The 22,586-nt window shown below is 60.9% G+C and carries 27 protein-coding genes and 1 pseudogene; 18 read left to right on the plus strand and 10 right to left on the minus strand.

Features of this window, described 5'->3' with window-relative positions:
- The first annotated feature begins 589 nt into the window (after positions 1-589).
- From AC0L14_RS29800 to AC0L14_RS29870, 15 genes are all read left to right on the plus strand, one after another.
- Positions 590-1,636 (plus strand): hypothetical protein, encoded by a 1,047-nt coding sequence (locus AC0L14_RS29800; protein ID WP_473751630.1) that lies wholly within the window; start codon positions 590-592, stop codon positions 1,634-1,636.
- A gap of 47 nt (positions 1,637-1,683) precedes the next feature.
- On the plus strand, positions 1,684-2,976 hold the full coding sequence (locus AC0L14_RS29805; RefSeq protein WP_473528169.1) for a hypothetical protein: 1,293 nt from the start codon (positions 1,684-1,686) through the stop codon (positions 2,974-2,976).
- A gap of 11 nt (positions 2,977-2,987) precedes the next feature.
- Complete coding sequence (locus tag AC0L14_RS29810; protein WP_473751631.1) at positions 2,988-4,754, plus strand: hypothetical protein; 1,767 nt, start codon at positions 2,988-2,990, stop codon at positions 4,752-4,754.
- Between the two features lie 24 nt (positions 4,755-4,778).
- Positions 4,779-5,477, plus strand: a complete 699-nt coding sequence (locus AC0L14_RS29815; RefSeq protein WP_473528167.1) for a hypothetical protein — start codon at positions 4,779-4,781, stop codon at positions 5,475-5,477.
- A gap of 39 nt (positions 5,478-5,516) precedes the next feature.
- On the plus strand, positions 5,517-6,620 hold the full coding sequence (locus AC0L14_RS29820; RefSeq protein WP_473528166.1) for a hypothetical protein: 1,104 nt from the start codon (positions 5,517-5,519) through the stop codon (positions 6,618-6,620).
- 29 nt (positions 6,621-6,649) lie between these two features.
- Positions 6,650-7,489 carry a hypothetical protein gene (locus tag AC0L14_RS29825; protein ID WP_473528165.1) on the plus strand — a complete coding sequence of 280 codons (840 nt, stop codon included), beginning with the start codon at positions 6,650-6,652 and terminating at the stop codon, positions 7,487-7,489.
- Positions 7,486-8,520 carry a DUF4438 domain-containing protein gene (locus AC0L14_RS29830; RefSeq protein ID WP_473751633.1) on the plus strand — a complete coding sequence of 345 codons (1,035 nt, stop codon included), beginning with the start codon at positions 7,486-7,488 and terminating at the stop codon, positions 8,518-8,520. Before AC0L14_RS29825 ends, AC0L14_RS29830 begins: the two co-directional genes overlap by 4 nt.
- Positions 8,521-8,575: 55 nt before the next feature.
- Positions 8,576-9,262, plus strand: coding sequence for a hypothetical protein (locus AC0L14_RS29835; RefSeq protein WP_473488566.1), 687 nt, complete (start codon positions 8,576-8,578; stop codon positions 9,260-9,262).
- 16 nt (positions 9,263-9,278) lie between these two features.
- Positions 9,279-9,641: a hypothetical protein gene (locus AC0L14_RS29840; RefSeq protein WP_473488567.1), complete on the plus strand. Its 363-nt coding sequence runs from the start codon at positions 9,279-9,281 to the stop codon at positions 9,639-9,641.
- Positions 9,638-10,459: a trypsin-like serine peptidase gene (locus AC0L14_RS29845; protein ID WP_473751634.1), complete on the plus strand. Its 822-nt coding sequence runs from the start codon at positions 9,638-9,640 to the stop codon at positions 10,457-10,459. The genes AC0L14_RS29840 and AC0L14_RS29845 overlap by 4 nt, the downstream gene beginning before the upstream one ends.
- 177 nt (positions 10,460-10,636) lie before the next feature.
- On the plus strand, positions 10,637-11,128 hold the full coding sequence (locus AC0L14_RS29850; RefSeq protein ID WP_473751635.1) for a response regulator transcription factor: 492 nt from the start codon (positions 10,637-10,639) through the stop codon (positions 11,126-11,128).
- A 480-nt stretch (positions 11,129-11,608) separates the two neighbouring features.
- Positions 11,609-12,298 (plus strand): Crp/Fnr family transcriptional regulator, encoded by a 690-nt coding sequence (locus AC0L14_RS29855; RefSeq protein ID WP_473751636.1) that lies wholly within the window; start codon positions 11,609-11,611, stop codon positions 12,296-12,298.
- Positions 12,299-12,492: 194 nt separating this feature from the next.
- On the plus strand, positions 12,493-12,738 hold the full coding sequence (locus AC0L14_RS29860; RefSeq protein ID WP_473751637.1) for a hypothetical protein: 246 nt from the start codon (positions 12,493-12,495) through the stop codon (positions 12,736-12,738).
- Between the two features lie 7 nt (positions 12,739-12,745).
- Complete coding sequence (locus tag AC0L14_RS29865) at positions 12,746-12,970, plus strand: hypothetical protein (RefSeq protein WP_473751638.1); 225 nt, start codon at positions 12,746-12,748, stop codon at positions 12,968-12,970.
- Between the two features lie 664 nt (positions 12,971-13,634).
- The gene (locus AC0L14_RS29870; RefSeq protein WP_123146637.1) at positions 13,635-13,934 is read left to right on the plus strand and encodes a DUF1236 domain-containing protein; all 300 of its coding nucleotides are present in this window, start codon (positions 13,635-13,637) and stop codon (positions 13,932-13,934) included.
- 302 nt (positions 13,935-14,236) lie between these two features.
- Here AC0L14_RS29870 and AC0L14_RS29875 read toward each other — a convergent pair whose 3' ends face one another.
- Positions 14,237-14,470: a hypothetical protein gene (locus AC0L14_RS29875; protein WP_473751639.1), complete on the minus strand. Its 234-nt coding sequence runs from the start codon at positions 14,468-14,470 to the stop codon at positions 14,237-14,239.
- A 229-nt stretch (positions 14,471-14,699) separates the two neighbouring features.
- Positions 14,700-14,951, minus strand: a complete 252-nt coding sequence (locus tag AC0L14_RS29880) for a hypothetical protein (protein ID WP_473751640.1) — start codon at positions 14,949-14,951, stop codon at positions 14,700-14,702.
- Positions 14,952-15,077: 126 nt separating this feature from the next.
- Here AC0L14_RS29880 and AC0L14_RS29885 point away from each other — a divergent pair, with 126 nt between their 5' ends.
- Positions 15,078-16,526, plus strand: a complete 1,449-nt coding sequence (locus tag AC0L14_RS29885; RefSeq protein WP_123150783.1) for a CYTH and CHAD domain-containing protein — start codon at positions 15,078-15,080, stop codon at positions 16,524-16,526.
- A gap of 34 nt (positions 16,527-16,560) precedes the next feature.
- Here AC0L14_RS29885 and AC0L14_RS29890 read toward each other — a convergent pair.
- Positions 16,561-16,891 (minus strand): annotated as a pseudogene (locus AC0L14_RS29890) (transglutaminase-like domain-containing protein); the annotation flags it as partial.
- A gap of 34 nt (positions 16,892-16,925) precedes the next feature.
- On the minus strand, positions 16,926-17,825 hold the full coding sequence (locus tag AC0L14_RS29895; RefSeq protein ID WP_473751641.1) for a transglutaminase family protein: 900 nt from the start codon (positions 17,823-17,825) through the stop codon (positions 16,926-16,928).
- A gap of 319 nt (positions 17,826-18,144) precedes the next feature.
- Between AC0L14_RS29895 and AC0L14_RS29900 the strand changes: the two genes are divergently transcribed.
- Positions 18,145-18,345: a hypothetical protein gene (locus tag AC0L14_RS29900; RefSeq protein ID WP_473751642.1), complete on the plus strand. Its 201-nt coding sequence runs from the start codon at positions 18,145-18,147 to the stop codon at positions 18,343-18,345.
- Between the two features lie 148 nt (positions 18,346-18,493).
- Here the strand turns inward: AC0L14_RS29900 and AC0L14_RS29905 are convergent, their stop codons facing one another.
- Both AC0L14_RS29905 and AC0L14_RS29910 read right to left on the minus strand, forming a co-directional pair.
- Positions 18,494-18,694, minus strand: coding sequence for a CsbD family protein (locus tag AC0L14_RS29905; protein WP_473751643.1), 201 nt, complete (start codon positions 18,692-18,694; stop codon positions 18,494-18,496).
- A gap of 207 nt (positions 18,695-18,901) precedes the next feature.
- Complete coding sequence (locus AC0L14_RS29910; RefSeq protein WP_029348484.1) at positions 18,902-19,165, minus strand: hypothetical protein; 264 nt, start codon at positions 19,163-19,165, stop codon at positions 18,902-18,904.
- Positions 19,166-19,382: 217 nt separating this feature from the next.
- Here AC0L14_RS29910 and AC0L14_RS29915 point away from each other — a divergent pair, with 217 nt between their 5' ends.
- Positions 19,383-19,667 (plus strand): DUF3606 domain-containing protein, encoded by a 285-nt coding sequence (locus tag AC0L14_RS29915; protein WP_258121982.1) that lies wholly within the window; start codon positions 19,383-19,385, stop codon positions 19,665-19,667.
- On the opposite strand, the gene AC0L14_RS29920 is transcribed toward AC0L14_RS29915, so the two are convergent.
- From AC0L14_RS29920 to AC0L14_RS29935, 4 genes are all read right to left on the minus strand, one after another.
- Positions 19,624-20,625: a YihY/virulence factor BrkB family protein gene (locus AC0L14_RS29920; protein WP_473751658.1), complete on the minus strand. Its 1,002-nt coding sequence runs from the start codon at positions 20,623-20,625 to the stop codon at positions 19,624-19,626. The two genes, AC0L14_RS29915 and AC0L14_RS29920, sit on opposite strands and share 44 nt — an antisense overlap.
- A 95-nt stretch (positions 20,626-20,720) precedes the next feature.
- A complete protein-coding gene (locus AC0L14_RS29925) occupies positions 20,721-21,455 on the minus strand; it encodes a hypothetical protein (RefSeq protein WP_473751644.1) in 735 nt (244 codons plus the stop codon).
- A gap of 287 nt (positions 21,456-21,742) precedes the next feature.
- The gene (locus AC0L14_RS29930) at positions 21,743-22,096 is read right to left on the minus strand and encodes a TadE/TadG family type IV pilus assembly protein (RefSeq protein WP_473751646.1); all 354 of its coding nucleotides are present in this window, start codon (positions 22,094-22,096) and stop codon (positions 21,743-21,745) included.
- A gap of 46 nt (positions 22,097-22,142) precedes the next feature.
- Complete coding sequence (locus AC0L14_RS29935) at positions 22,143-22,586, minus strand: TadE/TadG family type IV pilus assembly protein (RefSeq protein ID WP_473751647.1); 444 nt, start codon at positions 22,584-22,586, stop codon at positions 22,143-22,145.

The following is a 22,586-nucleotide window of genomic DNA, read 5'->3' on the forward strand; positions in this document are numbered from 1 at the left end:
CTCAGCGAAATCCGATTCGTCAGCAATAGCTAATTTGCGCCTATGCTAACGCAACAAGGGGCCGAGGCAAAGGCAGGAGCACGTTTCCTCAGATGTTGGCCGATTTCGACTTACTGATTGAGATCATTTAGATGTTTGTCACAATGTTACAAAGTTCATTGCAAGTTATTGATTTCATTGACGCGAATTAGAGTTCAATCCTCTCCCTTTGGATTAGCTGGGAGAAAGTTACATCGGCACCGACATGGCTCCGCCACTTGCTATCTGTAAGCCAGCTTTTCTGGAAAGCTGATTGATCGGACAAGGGATACACAAATCCAGAAACGGTCCCTACATTGCCCCGTTGTTAACGAGTTGTCCGTTAGAAAAATCTAAAGTGTATCCGCACAAATCAATTAAAACTGAATATATCCATATCATAAATCAGAAGTTTTCTTGTTTGAACAGTCGTTGAGATTGGCGACCAGCTTTAAGCTACCTGCTTCTGCCGACTTGTGAGCCATCATCACGAAGACGAATATCCTTATTGGCGTTTATCGCTTTGGTCCTTTTTCCCCTGAGGGCCGATCGCTCAAGAGGAGATCTCGAGATGGACGGGTATGACGAATCGATGTTCGACGACCTTGCCTTTGATGAAGCGGAAGGCCCCGCCGACAGCTATGACGAATTCGATGAAATGGACGAAGGCGATGGCTTCGAAGCCGCCGACGAAGGCGACGAGTTCGACGAAGGCGACGAATTCGAGGCCTCGGGCTTCGACGAGATGGACGCCGGCGATGAATTCGATGCTGGCGACGAGTTCGACGAAGGCGACAGCTTCGACGAAGGCGATGAATCTGACGACGACGCTTGGGACCAGGCCATGAGCTATGCGCTTGCGGCAGAGGACAGCGACGAATTCTTCCGCCGCATTGCCCGCGGCATTCGCGGCGTCGTTCGCACCGTCCGGCGTGCCGCTCCCACCATCGGTCGCATCGCACGCGCAGTCGCGCCCGTCGCCAGTCTCATTCCCGGTGTCGGCACCGCTATCGGCGGTGTCGCCAATGTCGTTGGCCAGTTGATGGCGGACGAGGCTTCCGAAGACGAGGCGCTCGACGCTTTCGCGGAGCTCGCGGTCCGCAACCGCGCCGCCATTCCCCTGGTCGCAGGACTTGCCACGAGACGGGTGCTTGGCCCGGCAGCCGCGCGTATGCCGGCAGCCGCGCGCGTTCAGGCGGTTCGCACCGTGCGGCGCGCCGCCACCCAGCTTGTGAACCGTGGCGGGCCGACCGCGATCCGCGCGCTCCCTCGCATAGCCAACAGCGTTCGCCGCACCGCCGTCACCCGCCGCACACCGGCCTCCGTCCGGCCGCTGGTGCTGGCGCGCACCGCGCGTCGTGTCGCGGCCCGTGGACATGGCCTTCGCCGGCAACTCACTCTGCCCTTACAGAGAGGGCGCCAGATCGTGCGCCGCACTGCGGCGGCTGTTCGCGCCGGCATGGCCCCCGCACGCAACCTGGCGCGTGTTGCCGGGCGTGCCTTAGGCGCTGGCCGAGCCTTGGGCGGTTGGCCGGGCGGTCCAGGTGGATATGGCCAAGGGCGCGGACGACGTATTGTGATCCGTGGTCCGGTCAGCATCACCATCCGGCCCAACTAACAGCCGTTGTTGCAAGAACAGTCGTTGCAAGAAGAAGGATCGCGGCGATGCGCACGGGTTCTTCGACCAGGCGATTCCTGGATACCAAGCTGCGGGCCCTGAAGGCCCGCGCCCAGCGCCTGAACCGTTTGACGCCCCGGCGCATCGGCCTTCGTCCCGAAGACCTGCCTTACGCGCCGTCCCGGGCTCACTTCCACGCCGCCAACAAGCGGCTGGCCGCCATCGGCAACGCCATAAACAGGCGGATCGTCGAGATCGAGCGCGGCTGGCCGCCGGCGACGGCGCAACATGCCCTTACCCAGATGGCTATGCTCGACCATAGCGTCGACCGGCTGCGCAGGACTTTCGGCATGTTCTTCGAAGTCATGTCGCAGCGCGGATCGGCATTCGCGCCGGCGCTTGCCGCGCACGACGAGATCGCGCTCGATTGCTATGCGGTCGTCCGCGCGGCCTTGCCTGGCGTGTTCAGCGGCCCACTACTTAAGCCGCTGACCTATTTGGAACATGGTTATTCTCCAGCCACGCAGCGCCGCGGCGTGGCACTTGCCCGCCTGCTCGGCGACAGCAATCCGTTCCCGGTTATCCGGGTGCCGTGGGATCGCGACAATCCCTGGCAGTCGGTCTTCCTTCATGAAGTTGCTCACAATCTGCAGGCGGATATGGGGCTCTGGCAGGAGAACGCGCAAGCGGTCGCCAACCGGCTGGCTTCGATGCGCTTCGATCCGCTGGTTGTGACCATCCTGCGCCGCTGGCACAAGGAGATCTTCGCCGACCTCGCCGCCCTGCTTCTCGGCGGGACGGCGTCGGTCTGGGGGATGATGGAGTTTCTCGCCCATCCCGGCGCGCGCGCTCTGACCTATCGTCCCGGCGGGGCGCACCCGACCGGCTGGATCCGCGTCCTCATCCTGACGCAGATGCTGCGCCGCATGGGTTTCTCCGACGAGGCAAGGCGCGCCGAACGGGTCTGGCGCAGCCTCTACAATCCGGCCCGAGGCCACCGGCTGCCGCCGGTGCTGCTGGCATCGGTGCCGCGCGTCATACCGGCCGTGGTTGACGAGATCGCCTACCAGCCGCGACGGGGGCTGGGCCAGCATGCGCTGGCCGACGCCATCCCTTTCAGCCGGGCCGACGAGGCGCGCATCCGCCAAGGCGGAATCCTGATTGCGGCGGGACGGATGCCCGATCTGCCGCCCCGCTTTCTCGTGTCGGCCAGCCGTTTCGCGCTGGAGGCCGGCGCAGAGCCGGACGCCATTGCCGCGCTCGTCTTTAGAAACCTGGCCCAGCGTCAGGCAAACCGACGGCCCACTGCGCAACCGTCCCCAGCCGCACTCGTTGCATGAGGAACTGAATCATGGTCGACGCAATCCCAACCGCCGCCAACTCGGTCTCGAAATTCCGCTCTCCGGCTACTGTCGCTGTGGACAATCTGCTGCGCAAGACGCTGCGCGTGAGCGATCCCCGCGATCCCAACCAGATCGCCAATGCCCTGTTGAACTTCTACCCGGAGGAGGCGGACCGGGACCGTCGCGAGCGCGCCGGCCTGCCCTATTCGAGCGTGCCCGACTATGTGCCCGTGGCCCAGAACACCGGCCCGTCCTCGGTCGAGCTGGCGCAGGCGCAGGACGACCTCGAGCGCGACCTGCAGACGCTTTCGACCTCTTCGCCACTGAAGGATATCCGCGTCGAGATGATCGGCTGGGGCCGCGCCATCAGGCAGATCGCCAATGACGGGCTGGCCGCCGCCCGGCTCGCCCTTGATTCGGTCAATCACGACCGTGCCATGTCGGCGCGCCGTCAGCTCGGCGAATATTCGCGGCTTGCGCGCTATGTCGGCACGTTGACCGACGGCAGCGCCATCCTGTTCCGACGCTTTGCTCAGAGCTGCGATGTCCTGGCTGCCCTCATTCTCGTCGCCATCGGTGAAGGCTTGGCTTCGAACGGCATCACGCGCAGCACCTCGATCGTGCGCTCGGCGGCCGGCGAGCTGCAGGCGCGCCGCAACGCCGTCATCATGGCGCTGCGCACCTTGACCGGCTCGGTCGAGACCTCTCTCGGCCAGGAGGACTGGCCGCGCGGAATCGAATCCTACCGTAACCTCGTGCAGCAGTTGGAGGCCGGCGGCCAGGCGGATCTGCGCGCCCTGCTGGAGGAAAGCGCGCTGTCGCAGGCGATGGACGACTTGGTCGACCTCTCGACCGGGGCGAGCGTCGAAGGGCTGCGTGAACTATCCACCGCGTCCGCATTATTAGTTCACCGCTTCCAGCGCCTGATCCAGTTCGGGCAGAGCTCAGAGGTTCCGATCCATTTGCCGATCACCTTGAGGTCGCCGGAATCGCCGCCGCTAGTGACGTTCGTGTCGAGCCTGCAGCTGTTTGTCGATGCCTTCGTCTCGCGAGGCAGCTCGCGGCTGCTTTATGTCGCGCGACCGCCGATCATCGTCTACGGCCTCTATGGCGCAGGCGGCCCTGACACGGGCGCCGTCCGGCTGATGAACCTGACTATCGCGCGCGGCGTGCTATTAGAGCAGGTCGACTGCTTCGCCGGCTGCGGCTGCGACGACGACAATGTCAAGTGTCAGGTCCTGCTGGACTACATACTGTTCCTGGTGGATAGGGCGATCGATCTCTATGCAGTTGGCACCGATCCGGACGGTCGCGGCGACCAGGAAAGGCGGGCCACGGCCGTCGGCCTTGCCATCGACGCGGTGCTGAATCTGATCTACCCGGCCAAGGGAGTTCCCGTGCTTTCGTGCGATTTCAGCCCTAAGCTGAAGGACAAGCTCCACGAACTCGCCCATGACTTGCTCAGGCCGTTTGGCGGCCTGAATCCAGGGGCCTGGCACGCAGATCTGAAAGTGCTCATGGTCCGCGAGCTGCGCATCGCCTACCAGGCGGAAGACCAGACCGAGCGCCTCGTGCGTTCCCTGACGCCGCAAAGCGATCTGGATGTCTTCAGCTTCCAAGACAACCGATCACTAATCCGCTGGATGATCCGCTCAGTCCTCCACAACTCGCTGGGTTCCAGTGCCAGCCTGCCGAACCCGGTCCAGATGCCATCACCGATCGCAAGCTCGATGGCGAGTATGGGACAGAACCGTCCCGATTATTGGTCGGCCTGAGCCCGGTCGGAAAGGAGCAGAACAATGGCTGCGAAAATCGCTTTCCCTTATGATCCAGTCAACAAATTCCATGCCGGGATAAAGGCACGCTTCGAGGCGGCAGCCGAAACGCCGCAATCGATCGACCGGCTGACAGACGTGGTCGACACCGGCAGCATGGGAAACCAGGCGGCTGTCGGCAAGGTCGCCGACGCGATCGACCGCCTTCATGACGACGGGCCGGGAAAGCCGGGCTTCGACCGGCTGGCCATGGGGGTCGAAGCCGTGGCGGCCGGTCTAGCCAATCAGCCGAGCGCCGATATGCTCGACAAAAAGCTGACCGCGATCGGCGATGCCCTCAACGAGCTGCACGGGACCGTGCAGTCGCTCGGCCTACGCGACAAGGACAATGTCACTGCCCTCTACGCTGCCGCGGTCGACACTAGCGGTGACATCGTTGGCCGCACCAGTGCGGGGCAATGGCTCAATCTGGCGAAATTCAACTCTCTGCAAGACATTGTGAAGTTCAACAGTCGCAAGCCGCTGGAAGTCCGGCGCCAGGATTTCATCGATCAGGTGCGTGCTGTCGATCCTGTGCCGTCAGGCCTCCCGGCTGTCGTCACGGACGGCGAGCTGGCGCGCTTCTTCGAGCTGGCACCGGCTGTCCTCAAAGCGATCAACGACAGCCAAGTTGCCTCGTCCACACCGTCAAGCGCCCAACCACCGCCAACCCCAACAGCCTGAGCGCATGAGCCGCCAATTCGAGCAAGATGAGGTCTGATTATGGCTAGTGAATCCAACCAGGTCATCCAGCGGCTGTTCCAGCGCTTCTTCAGGGACGAGCTGTCCGGATTGTCGCCCGCCGACCGCGCCGCTTTCGAGAGCGAATTCGAGGATCGCTACGGCGATTTGCTCGCACGCTCGTCGAGCACCACGACTACCAGCTTCGCCGATCTGGTCGGTTTCGGTGACGGGCCCATCAAGCCGTTCGATTCGCTACAGATGCCGTTGCTGCGCAACGACTTCGACGAATCGATCATCCCGCCGCAGCTGCAGGCGTCGGCCGAACTCTATTACATCTATCAGATGGACCGCATGAAGCTGTTCCAGGTGGTTGATGTGCTGCGGCGGCTGTTCCAGAACGGCCAGATCCGCATTCAGCGCGGCCCCGGCGCGCGCGGGCTCTACATCCTCGAGAAGTGGCGGCCGATCCGCTACAAGCGCCGCGACCGGCTGATCGCTTATCGCCGCGTTTTCAACTACGGCCGCGCCCCCGTGCCGGCAGGAGCCATCGTCAACCGCAGCTTCCACTTCATGCTGGTCGCCTTCATGAACGCGATGTCGCAGTATTTCCAGGACTTGACCATCGGCCAGGTCATTCGCGGCTCGGCCTCGATCAACGATCGACCGTTCGCCGCGCTAGCCACGGTGCAGCGCGTCGGCACCGACCTACGCTACCATCTCGACCGCTCGAGCTACGGCAACATCTTGGCCCTGACCCGGGAAACCGGACAGTATGTGCAGCAGATCTTCGAACTGTTCGACGCGCCAGACATCAAAAAGTCCTTCGACGCCAATACCAAATGGGACGTTATCGAGGCCGTCGCTAACCGGCACCTCGGCGGCGCCGCCGAAATGTCGCAGCGCGCCAAGATGGCGGACGCGGGACGCCGGGTCCTGCAGTATATCGCCGAGAACGATTTCCGCACGACGATCACGCCAGCCGAATTCGATGCCGACGCCAAGAAGATGGGCTCCCAGGCCGATGCCTGGCTGGCAGCTTACCGCTTGACGCGCGAAGGGCGGCGTTTCCCGGGTCTCGATGGCGACCGGGTGCATTGGTCGTATGGACTCAACCGAAACACCGCCTCGCGCATCGCAGCCTGAACCGTTCGCCGGGATGAAGAGTGTCAGCGATGGACCACCATCTTTCTCTTCCCGGGCGCTTCGCGCCCAAGCCGCCGAACATCGTCATCGACGCGCCGCTGGCGCTGTCGCCGATGGGGTTGCTGATGACCGTGGTGCTTTCCCAGTCCGCGCGGGTGTGGCTGCCGCGCGGCTTCTACACCTTGCTCGATAATGACGAATATTATCGCCACCGGCCGGACCAGATGGGCGGCTCTTGGCTCAGTCCGGAAACGAGAGATGCCTGCCTCAATGAGCTGGCGCTGGAGCTCGAACCATGGCGGCGTGCTTGGCAGAACGGCCGGCTGTCGTCGCGGGTGCATTGGATCGGCGACGCGCAATATGAAAGCGCGCTGCCCGAACGCGAGGAAACGGCGCTGTTGCCGCGCTTCGAAGGCTGCTGCGCGGCACTCGAATCCAGGCTCGGCGACCAGCTCGGCACCGCTGCTCCGCTAGATGAGTGCGCCCGCGACGTGATTGCGCTCTCGGCAGCCCTGCAACCGGACAGCGCCTACATACTGACCATGGCCGGCACGGCGGGCAGTGGCAGGCCGCCGCTCTGCGACTATCTCGAGAGGCTGGAATTTCCCGCAAAGCACCACCCCGGCGCCTTTCCAGGCTGGTCCAGCCCGGCATTCTGGCCGGCGCTGGCTCCGCTTGCCGCCAGTGGCCGCAGCGCCGCAATCGTGCAGATCGTGGCGCCGGTCATACTGGCGCTGCCCGACGGCTGGACCGAAACCGACTGGGCGCTGGAAGACCCGGCCGGCCAAGACGACGAGACGCGTGATGATCCGTGGCGTAATGCCTGCGCGCTTTGGCATGAGCTGGCGGCAGCGGAGGCCGCAGCGTGAGCCCGCCCCGCCTCAATCCAACGCACGGCCTGCGCACCAATGCGCGCGACCTGGTGATGATCAGCGTCGCCGGCCAGGTCGCCTCACCGACCGAGAGGGGAACACCCTGGCGCATCGGATATGATGGCAGGCCGCGCTCGCTGCCGGGCACCGGTGGCATCGTGCTTAACCACCGCGTCGGTGACCCTTGCGTTGGCCTCGCCGGAGACCATGTCGAGCCGGCGGTGTCGATACGCAACGAGGCGCGCGCCGCCGGCGGTAGCCCGGACGACGCCAATCAGGCGCTGCAGAGCTATTCTTGTGTCGGCAACCATGCCATCGTAACCACCGGTCGCGCCGCCGGGGCACGTGGCGTGGTGACCGGCAAGCATGGCGGCGTCGACACGGTGCTGATCGATTTTCCTGTTCCGGCAATGCGGCAGATGGCGATCGGCGACCGCGTCCAAGTCTGGGCCTACGGGCTTGGCCTGCGCCTGACCGACTATCCCGACGTGGCAATTTGGAACTGCTCGCCGCGCCTCCTGGCGCGCTGGCGGCCGGTTGAGCGCAACGGCCGCATCCACGTCAAGGTGACGCACCGTATTCCGGCCCGTGTCATGGGCTCAGGCCTTGGCCGCAACAATGTGCTTCGCGGCGATTACGACATCCAGATGTCGGATCCGGGCATGGTGCGGCGCTACAAGCTCGGCTCGCTGCGTTTCGGCGACATTGTCGGCATCATGGACGCTGACAACCGCTACGGCCGGTCGCGGCTGGAGGGGCATGTGTCGGTGGGGGTCATTGTCCACAGCGACAGCACCGTCGCCGGCCATGGTCCGGGCGTCGTTTCGCTGCTTTCGGCGCCGGCCTCGCGGCTGCAACTCGAAGTGTCGCCGGACGCCAATATCGCCCGCTATCTCGACATCCGCCCGCTGCAGCCGGCGCGGCCGTCGTTTCCGCTGCCGACAGTCCAGCAGAGGGAACGGACGGTGGCGCGGCTGCGCGAACGGGCGATGGCATCGAGCGCCAGGGCTGAAACCGGCTTTGGCTGACCGCGCCCGGAACAGGCGAAGAAGCATAGGAAGAAGCACAGGGAAGGGAGCCGGCATGTCCTATCTTGACGAACAACTCGATGCGCTGGTCGAGGAGGCCACCCAGGCGGTCGGTCATCCCAGGCCTTGCGGCTGTGCGCGCTGCCGGCAGCGGCAGCCGTTCCGCGCCGTCGAAGTCAGGCGCCGGCATTTCCCCAGCTGCGGCTGTGGGGGCTGCAGCGGCGGTGCATCTTTCGACGAGGCAGCGGTGCGGCGGGCCCGGCCGGCACGCCGCCAGACATCAGCCAGGGCGGCTGGACGGCAACTGCCCGGCTGGCGCGGCTGGACGCGGCCGGTCTCGCTGGCTGCCATCGACGCGGCGCGGGCTGCCGTAGGCCGCGGTGACCCCGTCGATTCGCTGCTGCGGCCCTTCCTGGCGACCGGGCCACAGGTCTACCGCATCACCCGCGCCGGAATCGACCGAAACCGCCCGCTGAGCATCGGCATGACCAAGGCCAACAGCTCGATCGCGCAGCGGATCATCGAGCATTACCGGCAGCCGAGCCGCGCCGATCCCAAGGTCAACGCCGCGATTCGCAACTTGCCGCCGGGTCAGGTTCTGGTCCAGGCCGCACGCCTGACCCGCCAAGGCATGCATCCGCGGCGGGCGAGAAACTATGAGGGCTGGCTGCAGGACCGGGAGCGGCCGCTGCTCTATGACCCCAACAGCACCACATTCGATGAAACTGGCCTGATCCGCTGAACCAAGGGAGGTCCCGATGCACGGGCAGATCGCATCTCGTTCAAGGTCCGTATGGGCCAATCTCGACGCAATCGTCCTGGAGGAGGTCAGGGCCCTTCGCCCGCCGGCACCGCGCGCCGCTGCGGCACCGGCGGCCGAGGCAGAGGCACCGTTTCGCTCTGATGAGGAGTTCATGCACCGGGCGACAGCCTATCTTGGCGGCCGCGGCGAGGAAGCGTTTCGGCTGATGGAGCGCCTGCGCGACATGCTCGGCCTTGATGAAGCTTGGGAAGCGCCTGCTGACCCAACCGATGAAGGCCAAGCCAGTGCGGCCGAGTTCGAGAAGGACAAGCCCTCGGGAATCGATCCCCCTGAGGTCGAACCAGGGCCAGAAAAATGACACTATTCGGTGAGCTCCCTTTCGCGCTCGACCGTCTGGCCGACGAGGCGGACTATGCGGTGGTCGGGCCGACCGACGGCCGCGCCAGGGTTGCGCATACAAACCGCTTCCCGCACAGCGCCGTCTGCCACATCGAACGTGATTTCGGCGACGGCAGGCTGACAGGCTGCACTGCCTTCCTGATTTCGCCAACGCGTCTGCTCACCGCGGCACATTGCATAACCAGTCCTATCCGGCAGCGCCTCGGCCTTCCCAATCTTGCGGTGCGCATCCGTGTCACGCCCGGCCGCGCGTCCAGCGACGCCCGGCCCTTTGGCTGGCAATGGGCGAAGCAATGGCGCGTCAACCCGCCCTACCGCCGCCGCCCGTCGGCCCTGCACGATGTCGGGTTGATCGAGTTGGAGCGGCCGTTTTCGCCGTCGCCCGGCTTCTTCCGGCTGTGGTCGCCGTCCCGCCAGGATATTGAAAGGCTTCGCGCTTCCCGCTTGCTCCACATTTCCGGCTATCCGGCCGACAAGCCGGAGGGCACGCAATGGGAACATTCCGAGCGCCTCGACCGGATCACCACGCGGCAGCTCTTCTACAGCGTCGACACCTGCCCGGGCCATAGCGGCGCGCCTGTCTGGATTCATCGCCAGCTGGGCGGCGCGCCCTTCGTCCTCGCGGTTCACACGGCCGGCCCGCGGCCCCATTCGGGAGGGGCCTGGGGTTGCCGACCTGGTGTGCCGCTTGCTCCCGCCGGATTGTTCAACCGTGGCGTCAGGATCACACCGGACCTTCTACGCTCGATCCTTGCCGGTTTCGGGCTAGGAAAGTGACGAGCTCGATTTGACTTTTTGGAGTGCTAATATTCCGGGAGGTGATATAGTTCATGATAAGGGCATCAGTGCAGCATTAAATAGTGGTCGCGCCGGGGGTTTCGGCGGTGCGATGATATTATTGGGGCACCCGGGCGGTGCGTTGAGTGATTTTCCTGCCAACCAAGGCGTTCGGCCATGTCTATGCGTGCCGAGAATTTGCGGAAGCTCGCCGATGTCGCTGACGAAAATCCTTCGTCTCAGTCTAGTGAGGCGAGAGACACGTCCAGCTTCATTGTGAACGGCCATTCATTGATCGCAATCCGCGATTTGGACAATGACGGGCGCGGCGGCGCGCGTGCTAATGCGCATTTCCGCGTGCCTGTAGGCCACATGATGTGTGCCGGGACGCGCTATCTGATCTACGATGCGGACGGTGGGCCCGCCGCTTCCTCCGGCCTGCCGGGTTCGCCAGCTGAGATCTTGACGCGACGCGAACTCCAGATTGCCTTCTTGATCTCGGACGGCAAGTTGGACAAGGAGATAGCCAGACAACTCGGCATCAGCGGCTACACCGTGCGCGAGCACATAAGGCGGATTTTCGCAAAACTGAATATCGGGCGGCGTTCGGCAATTGCTTCTTGCGTCCTAGCTGGTCGGCCCGATTATCGCCAAGACCATGGCCTTTAGGGCTTCAACGACGTAGTCCAATGCGTGATTGGCGGGCTGGGGTTTTCCACTGACGGACGCTAGATTTTGGTCCATGGCGATGCTCGTAACAATGTTACAAAATAGTGCATAAGCCATTGAAATCATTGAATTCGATTAGAGTTCAATCCTCTCTCGCAGCACCAGTTACCAAGGCTTTCTAGAAGGGCTTCGATGCCGCGCTGTGCCCAGCTGCGCAGGGTTGCGCGCCCCGGTTGTGGCACAAATCCGGCTCAGTATGTCCGCTAGGTTTCTGCCGCTGAAGAAGCGAGCGCGCAGGGATGCGCAAAGGGGGCCGGATCGACTGCTGTCGGGGCCGTGTCTCTGTTTTAAGCTCGGCCGCGGGTGGCGAAGGTTTTGCCAATCGCACGTTTGAAGCCTATGCTTCGATATCGGCCGCCAGTGCTTCGGATGCAGCCGACAGTGAGAGGGTACGTGCTCTTGCCCGTCCGGGAGAGAGCCGTGCCCCAGTCCCTTCCTCGCAATCATGTATTGAAAGCCCTCTCCCCGGGGGATTTCGCGCTGTTACGGCCGTCAATGCATCGTGTCGAACTTGGTATCAAAGCCCAACTGGAGGTTGCATATCAGCCGATCAAGCATGTTTATTTTCCAGAGATTGGTATCGCTTCCGTGGTCGCCACCATGACTGGAGGGCGGCAAAGTGAAGTCGGGATCGTTGGCTATGATGGGATGACAGGCGTTGCCGTCATTCTCGGCCAAGACAGCTCTCCCAATGAGACCTATATCCAAGTCGCAGGCAATGGCTGGTGCCTGCCGGTTGAAAATCTTCGTCCTGTGATTGCAGAGAGCCAGTCCCTTCGCGCGTCACTGCTTCGCTATGCCCACGCCTTCCTTGTCCAGTCGTCCCGGACGGCACTGGTCAACGGCCATTCCAAAATCGAGGAACGGCTGGCCCGCTGGTTGCTGATGGTCCACGACCGGACCGAAGGAAATAAAATCAACCTGACGCATGAATTTCTGGCGACCATGCTCGGCGCTCGGCGCCCCGGGGTCACCATCGCCCTCCAAATGCTTGAATATCGGGGGCTGGTTCACGCCAGGCGCGGCGAGATCACAATCGTCGACCGTGCCGGAATGATAAAGCTCACACATGGTGCCTACGGCGACGAGGAGCAACGTCACTTCGGCTAATGCATGTCGCGCAAAAGTGTGCAGCGGTTTTGCGATAACGACATGCATAAAAACAACAACCTAAAGCGCGTCGCATGAGGCCGGTCAAACGCGACGCGCTTTAGCCTCCGCCTGATTGTCCGATATCAGACATAAGCTTGAAGGCCGCCGCATGTTAGACGAAAGTCGTATTGGTTGGCAGGGAGGAACTGTTGATGAGCAACACTTTTCACACAGTCACGGTTGAAGGGGCGGCGGAGGCCTATGTCCTTTCCAGAGGCAAGGCTCGGTATCTCTCGATCGCACAGGCGATCCGCGCCATTCGAACACTCATGCCGGCTTGCAAGGCCACTAACCACGAGTTGGAGGAGATGCTGGCGGCAGCATGCGTGGTTCACGGCGTGCCCGTCACCTTCGACGCCAAAACAGCCGACGGCCTAGAATCACGGCTCCATTCGTAGGCCGGAAATGTCCGCGCCGATGCAGAAGCCAAATTCATTGGATGTTCGGCAAGCGATTGTCCGCTACCTGATCGATAATGTCGACAAGCCGAGCGTTTCGATATTCGAAGTGACCAGCCCCGTGAGGAAGATGTTTCCGCTTTGCGAACTCACGGATTGGCAAATTGGCGATCTCATTGCGCGAAGCGCCATCGACGCGGGATTTGCGATCGATTTCGATGCGGCCCCCTAGACGCCTGTAGCAGCAGTGTGGCGTTAAGGTTTCGGGCAGTCGCCTCGGTCTCTCACGGCGGAACTAGGCTGGTAGCGCACATCGTTCGGGACGATGGGTCGCAGGTTCACAGTCTGCCATTTCCGCAGCGAAATTAGAGGCTTACTTAATCCCGCATTCATTTAACCTGACGCAACCGGTGGGGCGGCTGCGGGCGCATGGCATGAGGCCGCCCGCGAACGCGCCTGCTCACGGCTTGGTTTCTTCCTGAGGAGGCGCGTTTGGGACCGGACAATCAGGGTGTGGCCATTTTTCACACGGAGAGGGCTTGTCGCTAGCGTCGCCATAACGTTCCACGAGTTTTGCGAATCCGTAGGCGAAGGCGGCAAGAAGCGCCAGGATAACCACTATTCGAGCGGCCATACGGAATTGTAGCAGGATCCCGCATAGAATTGACCCCAGCACCAGTTCGCGCTCTGCAGCCTGCCCGTCACTTTTCGTGAAACTTGTTTGTCCCAAGCGTAATAGTAGCCGGCCATGATGCAGGGCAGCCCGATACCGATCAACAAAACAAACCGTCCCCACCAATCAGTGGAACCAAGAATTGCTCCGCACCGTTCAGGTAGTAAGCAACCCGTGGCGGCAGCAATCAAGCACCGCAGCTGAAGGTTGCTCGGAGGCTAATATGGGAAAGCAACTTACATCGGCTGCGGCAGGCATCCTTCTGCTCGTTGGTGTCAGCGCCGCCGCCGCTCAGGACGTCATTATTCAACCCGAGCAGGACATTGTGATCCGCGAATACGTGAAAAAGAAACCGGTGGCATCACTCAGCCTTCCCGGCGTGGAGCTCAACATCGGCACAGCTTTGCCCGAAACAGTCGAACTCTACGAGGTGCCGGACGTTCAGTACCGCTACGTCGTCATCGACGGCCGAACCGTCCTGGTCGAGCCAGGTACCCGCAAGATTGTGAAGGTCTACGACTGACTTGACCCCTCACGCTGAAGCCCGTCATACCGAAAGGTGCGGCGGGCCGGCGCCTTCTCAAGCGCGGCTTGGATCTCTTCTGTGATGGGGCTTTTCCGGCCTCACGCTCGACCCCAAGCAGATCATACAGCGTGGCGATCAGGCTCTTGTATTCCTCAATGATATCGACAGAGAAACGCGCGAGTTGAACGGCATCGCCCCAATCGTGTGACGCTTCCCAGGCGATCATGTCGCGGCAAACCTCAATCTGTTGGTCGCGGATTGCTATCGGCATTGGTTGGACGCAAGCGCCATGCTCCCGATCAAGGGCCGTCGTCTACACGCTCGGCTATGGCGAATGCCTGTAAGTTTTTGACCTTTCCATGGTCCTGGTCGGCGTTGGCGATAATCGAAAAGAACGCGGCTCGGGCGATGTCCTTCTTTGACGCGTGCGGGTGCTCTTTCCGTGTCGCCTTGATCAATTGCTTGGGCGTCATATCCGGCGTCACGATCCGCATCAGAGTGTCGCTGATCGCCTGCAATTCGGTTGCATCCATTGGGAACGCTCCGTCCTTGGCTCCCCACTAGCAAGTTTAGCAGAGCGCCTTTATTAGCTGACAATAAATTCACGTTACAAGGGAGCCTCGACAGCGCGCGTTCCGGCTGGCCGGCTGTCTCATACGGGCGAAAGCAGCCCTTCGCCAGAAGGGCGTTAACCAGCCAGGCCGGGCCGTGCCGCTCCGCAATGGGGCGGAGAGACAGAGAGAAGAAGCCGCGCCGAGAGTTTCAGTCTTCCTTCAAATCTTCGGCTTCGTCTTTGAGCTTGGTCCAGTCGGCACCATGTTTACGCAACAAAGCGCGCGCCTGTTTCGGCGAGACGTCGGTAATTTCAGTCAGGTGCTCTACCTCCAGCTCTTGCCCCTGCACCACGCGGCTCGCCTCCTTCTTTTCTTTCTTTTCTTTGGTAGCCATCTCTGTGTCCTTCTCCTGCATCATCGGATGAACGAGGACTGAGAAGTGTGGTTCCGGCTCGCGCATTGTCGTTCGCCGGCTTGAGGTCCGGCCGCAGTTGGTCGAGGCGGGCGGTTGTTTGTGACAGTTTTATGACCCATCATGCGGTGGGGTCCCTCCGATTACCGTGAAGCGACGCTGCGCGAGGCCATCATGCAGGAAACGGAACTGAAGCTCGAGCTTTCGCGGTCGGGTGCAGGGTCGCTCCTGAAGAAAAATCCGTTCGGATCCTCGCCCACCATTCTTCAGCAGAGATCCATCTATTTCGACACCCCCGGATGGGATCTGTCCAAGCGCGGCCTGTCGCTTCGCATTCGGCAATCGGGAAATGAACGGATACAAACCGTCAAAGCCGGCGATGGCGCCGCGGCCGGATCGTTCACACGCGAGGAATGGGAGCGACCGGTCGCCGGCGATGCACCGATACTTGACGATCCGCAGATCCGAGACCTGCTTGCAGGGGCTGGCTCAAAGCTCGCGCCCTTGTTCGAGGTTCATGTCAAACGGCATTCCTGGAATGTGATTGATGACGACGCCACGGTCGAGGTCGCTTTGGATATCGGCAAGGTCGTTGCAGCCGATCGCGAGTCGCCGCTCTGTGAGATCGAGTTGGAAAAGAAGGCGGGCCCACCGAGAGCGCTGTTCGCGCTCGCCCGGAAAGTCGACCTGATCACGCCGGCGCATCTCGGGGTGATGAGCAAAGCGGAACGGGGCTATCGTCTGCTTGGCCCGGCGCCCGGTGCTGCGAAAGCGGCTCCGACCCCGCTCACGTCCGACATGAGCGCAGCAACGGCTTTCGCGTGCATCGCCGCGGCTTGTCTCAGACAGTTTCGTCTCAATGAGGCGGCGCTGGGCTGGTCCGGCGATGCCGAGGCCCTGCACCAAGCTCGGGTGTCGCTGCGACGGTTGCGCTCCCTATTCTCGATCTGCAAGTCGCTGTTCGATGACAGCCGTTTCGACCACCTGCGAGAAGAATTCAAATGGCTTACCTCGGAACTTGGCGATGCGCGCAATATCGACGTGATGATCGACCGTGCTTCGAGCGAGGCTCTTTCAAGCTGCCTTCGTGAAGCACGCGACGAGGCCTATGCGGCGGTCGAAGCATCGCTCTCCTCAACGCGCGCCCGCTCCTTGATGATCGATGCCACCGAGTGGATCTCCATCGAGGGCTGGCGAACCCAATCGGACGAAACGTTGCACGTGCAGTCGTCAACGGATTTCGCCTCGATGGTATTTGATAAATTTCGGAAAAAGGTGGCGAAGGACGGCGACAACCTCATCGATGCCGATGACGAGAGCCGTCATAAAGTGCGCATCGCCGCAAAGAAACTGCGCTATGCGGCGGAGTTCTTCGAGCCGCTTTACAACAACAAGACGGAAGCCAAACGCCATCGACGGTTCATCAAGGCCCTGAAGGACCTGCAGGATCAGCTCGGAAGCCTCAACGATATCGCCACCGCCCCCGATATGCTGGCAGCGCTGGAGCTTTCGGAGGTGGCTGGGGCGAAGGATCTCTACAGCGCCGAAGACAAATCCAAGCTTCTTGAGGACGCCGCGAAAGCGCACGACGCCTTTGTCAACACGAGGCGCTTCTGGCGTTGAGGCAGCATGCAGAACCATAGGGACCGACGAAGCTCTAGCGCCGCTTGCCAGCAGGCTCGGCTTGGATTTCTTCCGTGATGACTTCGAAGCGGGTGAGCCGGGAAAGACCGAAGCTCGTCGAGATGGCGACGTCATTCGCATCACATCCCGTCGCCATCAAGATTCTGCCTATGCGAGGCTGGTTAAGCCGTGCATCAAAGGTGAACCAATGACCGCTGAGATAGGCTTGCAACCGTGCGTTGAAATCCATGGGATATGGCATCGGTATGCCGATGTCGCCGAGATAGCCGGTGCAGTATCGCGCCGGAATGTGCATGCAACGGCAGCGTGATTGCTAGATGTGCAAAATCACGACCGACACCGGCGAGCAACCTCCGGATTGCCGCGAACCGAAACACATTAGAAGATACTAATTATGTTAGTCCCGGCTTCCTTCACCACCTTGACCTCCACCGTCATGCCGAGAAAGCTCGACGCGCTGCCGCAGTAGCTTCCGGAAAGAGGGATGGCTTGCCCAGGATGCCTGGCCACAGCCACCCTGATCAGATCCCGGTTGCCGACAATGCCATTGGTGGGGTCGAACTCCACCCAACCCGCGCCAGGCAAATAGACTTGGCACCAGGCATGCGTCGAACCGCCGCCGAGGACAGAAGCACTGTCGCGGTTCGGCACATAGACATAGCCAGTCACAAAACGCGCGGCAAAACCGAGCGAACGAACCGCTTCCATCATGAACAGGGCAAAATCGCGGCATGTGCCTCGACGCAGGTGCAAGGTCATGAGAGGCGGTTGCGTCCCTGATTCAGTTCGGCGGGAATACACAAAGCTCTCGTGGATGGCGTAGCAAAGCGTCATCAACAATTTGCCCGTCTCGGTGTGCCCTTTGGCACTCACGAACTGTCGTGCCCATTTGCCGATCTCGTCGCCGTCATCGAGATGATGGCGCTCGATGGTTTGGGTGAGGTCGGTTGCCTCATCGGGATCATAGGAAAAGGGATAGCTGAGCGCTGCTTCATCGATGCGGAAATCAGGCGCATGCTGCGGCGTGTGATCGAGCCGAATATCTGTCACGAAACGCATTTCGTCACCCGAGCCCTTGAAGTCGATTACCGCAACGCAGTTTCCGAAAACGTCATGGATCCAGCGAACCTCTTTCGGCTCGGGGTCCACGAACAGGGCGTGATCCAGAAGTCGCTGATCGAAACTATCACGCGGCCTAAACATCAGCCGATGCTCGCCGAACGTCACCGGTTGCGTGTAGCGATAGACGGTCGTGTGCTTGACTGAAAAGATCGGCATTGGCTTGCCTCGACCACCTGCGATATCAGCGCAATCATATAATCTTTTTCGATGTGCAGCAGACAAAATGGGGGCTTCCGCCTCGACACGGGTTCTATCAGGCGGATTGAGCAAGCCGGCATGCTATCGCCGAAGTGACCATGCACACTGGCCCGCCGCTCTTGGGTCCCGTTGGGGCGTGCCCGCCAAAAAAAGCAGCGATCGTGCACCGTAAGCCTTTTGCAATCTCCAATTGGTAGACTCTCTCAATGCCAGGGAAGTTAATCTTTGCGCCAAGGAGGGGCCAAGGCGAGGAACGTCGCAAACGGGAGGAAGCAAGATGAACGAAGACTACGGTCTGGCCATAGACCACGACAAGCCTTACGAAATAGCTGCTTTCGCTGAAAAACATGGCCTTACGATAAGGGCTGCCGAGCTGATCCTTTTCGCCTATAGCCCGTCCCGAGCGGCGTGCGATACTGCCGCAACGGCTTTCCTCACGGCCGTCGCCGCCCAGGCCAAGAGACAATCGGCGCGCTAGCTCTCGTTCCGAAAATCCTGGAGCGGCGGGTGGCGTAGATCACCTCGCCACCGCCGCCTACACGTCGCCCGCCGCCCATTTCGGAGCGGCAGGCTTTGGACGGTGTCAAGGCTGCACCAATCGACGGCGCAGCCTTGATTCTGAACGCTCAGGTGAGGCTTCTGGACCAATCATCTATCTGGCGCTCTGCCTCTTCCTTGGCGATGCCATACCGCTCCTGAATGCGGCCTGCGAGTTGGTCACGATTGCCCTCGATGCGATCAAGGTCATCGTCGGTAAGGTCACCCCATTGCTCCTTGACCTTGCCTTTGAACTGCATCCATTTTCCCTTGATTTGATCCCAGTTCATGGATTCCTCCTTTGTTGTCTAGAGGAAATGCAACTGGACACCACATGTTCCCGAGCAGCGGATTGCCCGCGACGATTATTGCCCATGACGATTATCATTGGCGACGCAGTAAAAGGCCGCCGGTCGGAGCCAGCGGGCGAATTGGAGCAGGATGGGAACGATCCGCGTCTTTGAAATCACACTCGGCAGAAACGTCCCTCAGCCGGATCAGCTGGCGCGCGCCAAGGCGATCGATATGACGTTGTCTGCATCCGCCCCCGGTAGATCGAACAGCATCGGAAGTTGGCGGGTCATGGCCATTTCAACGATCAACTCTTCAATGGAAGCTGTCGGCAGATCGGTCTCGACACTATTCGAGATCATCGAGGCAAGCTTGTGGACCGGCACTGGTGCCGACTTCGCACGGTCGTCGAGCAACCTGCTGATTTCGATTACAACATCTGCGTCAATGCTCTTTGGCAATTCGCGCATGGCTTTTCCTCCCTGCCCATATCATGCGCGTGCCAGAGGGCTGTGTCTCGAAAAATCGACGTATGAATTTAACCAAAGGCGTGCGTCGGTCCGATTGCTTGGCCGTGCGTTCGGGCCTGCGGCATAAAGCGCTTTGATGTCGCATGCGGCAACGAAATTGCCCCTTTTGCGTTGGCCAACCATACATCGTGAGCAAACGCGACAAAGGAGAGTAAGCATGACAGCCGACGCGGCGAAGCTCTATCCCCGCCACCGGGATCGGATCTCCGGCAGCGAGGATTATGTTGTAAGGCATTTTGCCCGGCAAAACGGCATCACCCCAGCGCAGGTCCATCAGTTGATCAAGAGATATGGAAGCAGCCGCGCCAAGCTGGCGGCTGCGGCGAAGGAACTTCGCACGTCACTTCGGCCGGACGTCCCCAAGACCATGCTCGCCTCGGGGCGCCGCGCCGGACGTCTCAGCGCCGGTGTTGATGCCAGAAATGGCTTAAAACCGCGGTAAGGAGACTGCTGAAAACAATCCAGCCGACGACTTCGTTTTCGGACTTTTCAATCCTGGCCGCGGTCGCCAGCTGCTGTTCGCGATCACTTGCTTTGATGGTCGCCTCCAGATCGGACCGGCTGCCGTATCGAACCGAGTAGGCTCGTGTAAATTCGGCACCCAACAGAAAGATCTCGGACGAATAAAAGACCCACAGCAGCACGACGAGCAGCGCACCGGCTGCCCCGTATGACGATGCGACGGCGCTGGTTCCGATATACCAGCCGATCAGCGATTTGCCGATCGTGAAGAGAAACGCCGTTACTATGGCGCCGACGCCAACGTCGCGCCATTGCAGCGTGCGGTCGGGCAGCACCTTGTAGATTGCCGCAAACAAGACCGCGATCAGGGCAAACGAGACGATCTCGTTGATTGCACTCAGGATTATGGTGCCGAAGGGCAGGTATGCGTTGATGATTTCGCCAAGCGCCGAAATTGCAGCGCTCGCGACCAGCGACACAAGGAGCAGGAAGCCAAGCGCCGCGACGAGCCCAAGGCTTGCGGCGCGCGCCCGCACAAGGCTGGAAAGCGATGTCTTACCCGGTTTGACTTTCCAGATTTCGTTCAGCGCAAGCTGCATTTCGCCGAACACGCCGGATGCGGTAACGAACAGTGTGACGAGCCCGAGGATGGCAGCAAGCGTGCCCGCCGTTTGACGTGACGCGTTTTCGATTGTCGCTTGCAAAAGCTCCGCGCTCTGCGGACCCATCAGGCCCGCGAGCTGGGCCGAAAGGGCAAGTTGCGCCGCATCGTTTCCGAAGGCCAGGCCAGCGATAGCGACAACGATGAGCAGGACCGGCGCAAGCGAGGTCGTGGCATAAAACGCCATCGCTGCCCCGTGGCTCAAGGCATTGTCATTGATGAAGCCGACAATGCTCTCCGCAAGCAGCGCCCAGCCCTCTTTCGCCAGATTCCACATATTTTGCCTCACCTGCTTCTCAAGCAAGTAGAGGCAACACCGCAGCGGACCAGAGCATCACGTTCGAGAAGTCCTGGTCTGTTTGAATCCGCAGTTCAGGTGACGGATCTTGGGTTGTTTGGCGTGACCTGTCCCGAGGCCCTCTTTGTGAGACCAACCTGCGTTGGAAAGGCCGAGAATGCCGCGATGGCCAGAAAGATCGGAATCCCCAGTTCGAGGATCTCCTCGAACACTGTGGAGGTATCGATCCGGGTGAGGTTGATGCCGAGAAATGTGAGATTTGATGGCGCCCCGTCGATGACCTTGGAAAGGACAGCGCAACCGACAGCGGCGGCAATGGCAACGGCAGTCGCCTCGCCGTGGCGAAGCCCGTGCACAAAGCTACGGAGGCCGCCCTTCAGGAGCAAATAGAAGGCAGCGCCGAGCGCAATAACGACCGTCGCGCCGATTAGCTTCTCCAACAGCGGAACGTCAGGCGAGATATAGAGGGTGGTCTTGGTGATGTTGTGGGTGGTGAAATGCGCATGGAAGTCCAGCTCGCGCAGGCACATCGCAATCGGGATGGCGACTAGGTACCACCGCTTGAGCAGCTCCCGATAGGACATTTCCCGGACAAGCGTTGCCACGACGATCAGGTAGCCGGCGGTCGAGAAGACTTCAATTGGACCACCCTCGCTGAGGTAAAACTTCCGTATATCTTCGGGAAGGAAAGCGAGCGGCAGGGCGATGAGAAAGACGATCACCAGCAGGGCAAGGCCCATTTGATTGAAATAATGGCCTTTGCGATAACCGGTCCTTCTTTCGCTCCACACCATATCTGTCTCGCCCATCTGTCTGTGCCGACTCTCTATTGATCGTAATTTCACTCAATTTGAAAGACTGGGCCGTTGTCAAGTTGCCGTTCCGTAATGCCCGGCCACTTGCCGGCGCTCTGGCGGCATGACTGCGTAAGCGTGGCGAGCCTGCTCGCTCTAGCGCGGTGATGGCTGTCCTGTCCAGAAACGTGTCTTTGTAGCGACGACGACCCGTTCGCTCACGCCACCGATCGCCGCCCTGCGGCGGTGTTAAATCAATCGGCGCCCCACCGCCTGTTGCGTGAAGGCGCTATTGGACGCGCTCACGATCCAACCAGCGGAACTGTGACAGTTGTCGCATAATTGATCGGATATTGGTCGAAGTACGGGAACTCGATCACGAAAGCATATCTGGCCGTGAGATGCGCCATGCGGAAGCCGCCGCTGGGAGGGTCGATTGCTATTGTTACGTCGACATCTCTTAAGCCCAAACTCAGCAATTTTTCTGTGGCTATGGCCTCTATTTCGGCCTCGGTCAGCGAGTTCTTCAGCTGCAGCGCACGTGAGGACGTTTCCAGCGTATAGCGAACGCTGGACATGGCATTCAGAGCCCAGCCGAATGCGAAGATACCGAACAAAAGCATGATCAGAAAAGGTGCGATCAGCGCGAATTCCATCCCAGTCCCGCCTGATGCATCACGGCTGAACGCTCTCGCGATCCGTTTAGCGGACACGGATCACCTCTTGGTGGCCGATCTCGCGAGAAAGAGAAAACGCGCCAAAAATAAAGGGCGGGGTCCAGGTCGCCGTCGCTTTTATTTCCACGAAGACCGAGGGAGCTTTCGTCCCCCCGTTGCACAGGCTCGATGCATCGACCACGGTGCTTCCGCACATGTATTTCCGGCCCAGGGTAACCTGTGCGCCTTCGGGATGGTTTTCCCAACTCGAAAGCGCGACGGCTTGGGTGGCCGCGTCGTCGGTTGCTCCCTCCATCACAAGATTTGCCGCCGTCTTGACGCCTGCGCGCATCGACAGCGAGCTTGATACGAAAGACCAGCCGTCAATGATGCCAAAAACCACCAGGCAAAGGATCGGCACAATCAGGGCAAACTCCACCGCAGCAACACCCGAATCGTTCCGGAAAATCCGACCTGACCGCCGTTCCAT

This window comes from Mesorhizobium sp. WSM4841, assembly GCF_055811515.1.

What these genes read in the sequence shown, in the direction of transcription:
- AC0L14_RS29895 (WP_473751641.1), bottom strand. Translation starts at nt 17,825, where the DNA reads ATGCCGATCTTTTCAGTCAAGCACACGACCGTCTATCGCTACACGCAA.
- AC0L14_RS29905 (WP_473751643.1), bottom strand. Translation starts at nt 18,694, where the DNA reads ATGAACTGGGATCAAATCAAGGGAAAATGGATGCAGTTCAAAGGCAAG.
- AC0L14_RS29930 (WP_473751646.1), bottom strand. Translation starts at nt 22,096, where the DNA reads ATGGAATTCGCGCTGATCGCACCTTTTCTGATCATGCTTTTGTTCGGT.
- AC0L14_RS29865 (WP_473751638.1), top strand. Translation starts at nt 12,746, where the DNA reads ATGTCCGCGCCGATGCAGAAGCCAAATTCATTGGATGTTCGGCAAGCG.
- AC0L14_RS29875 (WP_473751639.1), bottom strand. Translation starts at nt 14,470, where the DNA reads ATGGATGCAACCGAATTGCAGGCGATCAGCGACACTCTGATGCGGATC.
- AC0L14_RS29850 (WP_473751635.1), top strand. Translation starts at nt 10,637, where the DNA reads ATGTCTATGCGTGCCGAGAATTTGCGGAAGCTCGCCGATGTCGCTGAC.
- AC0L14_RS29810 (WP_473751631.1), top strand. Translation starts at nt 2,988, where the DNA reads ATGGTCGACGCAATCCCAACCGCCGCCAACTCGGTCTCGAAATTCCGC.
- AC0L14_RS29860 (WP_473751637.1), top strand. Translation starts at nt 12,493, where the DNA reads ATGAGCAACACTTTTCACACAGTCACGGTTGAAGGGGCGGCGGAGGCC.
- AC0L14_RS29835 (WP_473488566.1), top strand. Translation starts at nt 8,576, where the DNA reads ATGTCCTATCTTGACGAACAACTCGATGCGCTGGTCGAGGAGGCCACC.
- AC0L14_RS29805 (WP_473528169.1), top strand. Translation starts at nt 1,684, where the DNA reads ATGCGCACGGGTTCTTCGACCAGGCGATTCCTGGATACCAAGCTGCGG.
- AC0L14_RS29915 (WP_258121982.1), top strand. Translation starts at nt 19,383, where the DNA reads ATGACAGCCGACGCGGCGAAGCTCTATCCCCGCCACCGGGATCGGATC.
- AC0L14_RS29870 (WP_123146637.1), top strand. Translation starts at nt 13,635, where the DNA reads ATGGGAAAGCAACTTACATCGGCTGCGGCAGGCATCCTTCTGCTCGTT.
- AC0L14_RS29800 (WP_473751630.1), top strand. Translation starts at nt 590, where the DNA reads ATGGACGGGTATGACGAATCGATGTTCGACGACCTTGCCTTTGATGAA.
- AC0L14_RS29840 (WP_473488567.1), top strand. Translation starts at nt 9,279, where the DNA reads ATGCACGGGCAGATCGCATCTCGTTCAAGGTCCGTATGGGCCAATCTC.
- AC0L14_RS29920 (WP_473751658.1), bottom strand. Translation starts at nt 20,625, where the DNA reads ATGTGGAATCTGGCGAAAGAGGGCTGGGCGCTGCTTGCGGAGAGCATT.
- AC0L14_RS29820 (WP_473528166.1), top strand. Translation starts at nt 5,517, where the DNA reads ATGGCTAGTGAATCCAACCAGGTCATCCAGCGGCTGTTCCAGCGCTTC.
- AC0L14_RS29885 (WP_123150783.1), top strand. Translation starts at nt 15,078, where the DNA reads ATGCAGGAAACGGAACTGAAGCTCGAGCTTTCGCGGTCGGGTGCAGGG.
- AC0L14_RS29825 (WP_473528165.1), top strand. Translation starts at nt 6,650, where the DNA reads ATGGACCACCATCTTTCTCTTCCCGGGCGCTTCGCGCCCAAGCCGCCG.
- AC0L14_RS29935 (WP_473751647.1), bottom strand. Translation starts at nt 22,586, where the DNA reads ATGGAACGGCGGTCAGGTCGGATTTTCCGGAACGATTCGGGTGTTGCT.
- AC0L14_RS29910 (WP_029348484.1), bottom strand. Translation starts at nt 19,165, where the DNA reads ATGCGCGAATTGCCAAAGAGCATTGACGCAGATGTTGTAATCGAAATC.
- AC0L14_RS29845 (WP_473751634.1), top strand. Translation starts at nt 9,638, where the DNA reads ATGACACTATTCGGTGAGCTCCCTTTCGCGCTCGACCGTCTGGCCGAC.
- AC0L14_RS29925 (WP_473751644.1), bottom strand. Translation starts at nt 21,455, where the DNA reads ATGGGCGAGACAGATATGGTGTGGAGCGAAAGAAGGACCGGTTATCGC.
- AC0L14_RS29880 (WP_473751640.1), bottom strand. Translation starts at nt 14,951, where the DNA reads ATGCGCGAGCCGGAACCACACTTCTCAGTCCTCGTTCATCCGATGATG.
- AC0L14_RS29815 (WP_473528167.1), top strand. Translation starts at nt 4,779, where the DNA reads ATGGCTGCGAAAATCGCTTTCCCTTATGATCCAGTCAACAAATTCCAT.
- AC0L14_RS29900 (WP_473751642.1), top strand. Translation starts at nt 18,145, where the DNA reads ATGAACGAAGACTACGGTCTGGCCATAGACCACGACAAGCCTTACGAA.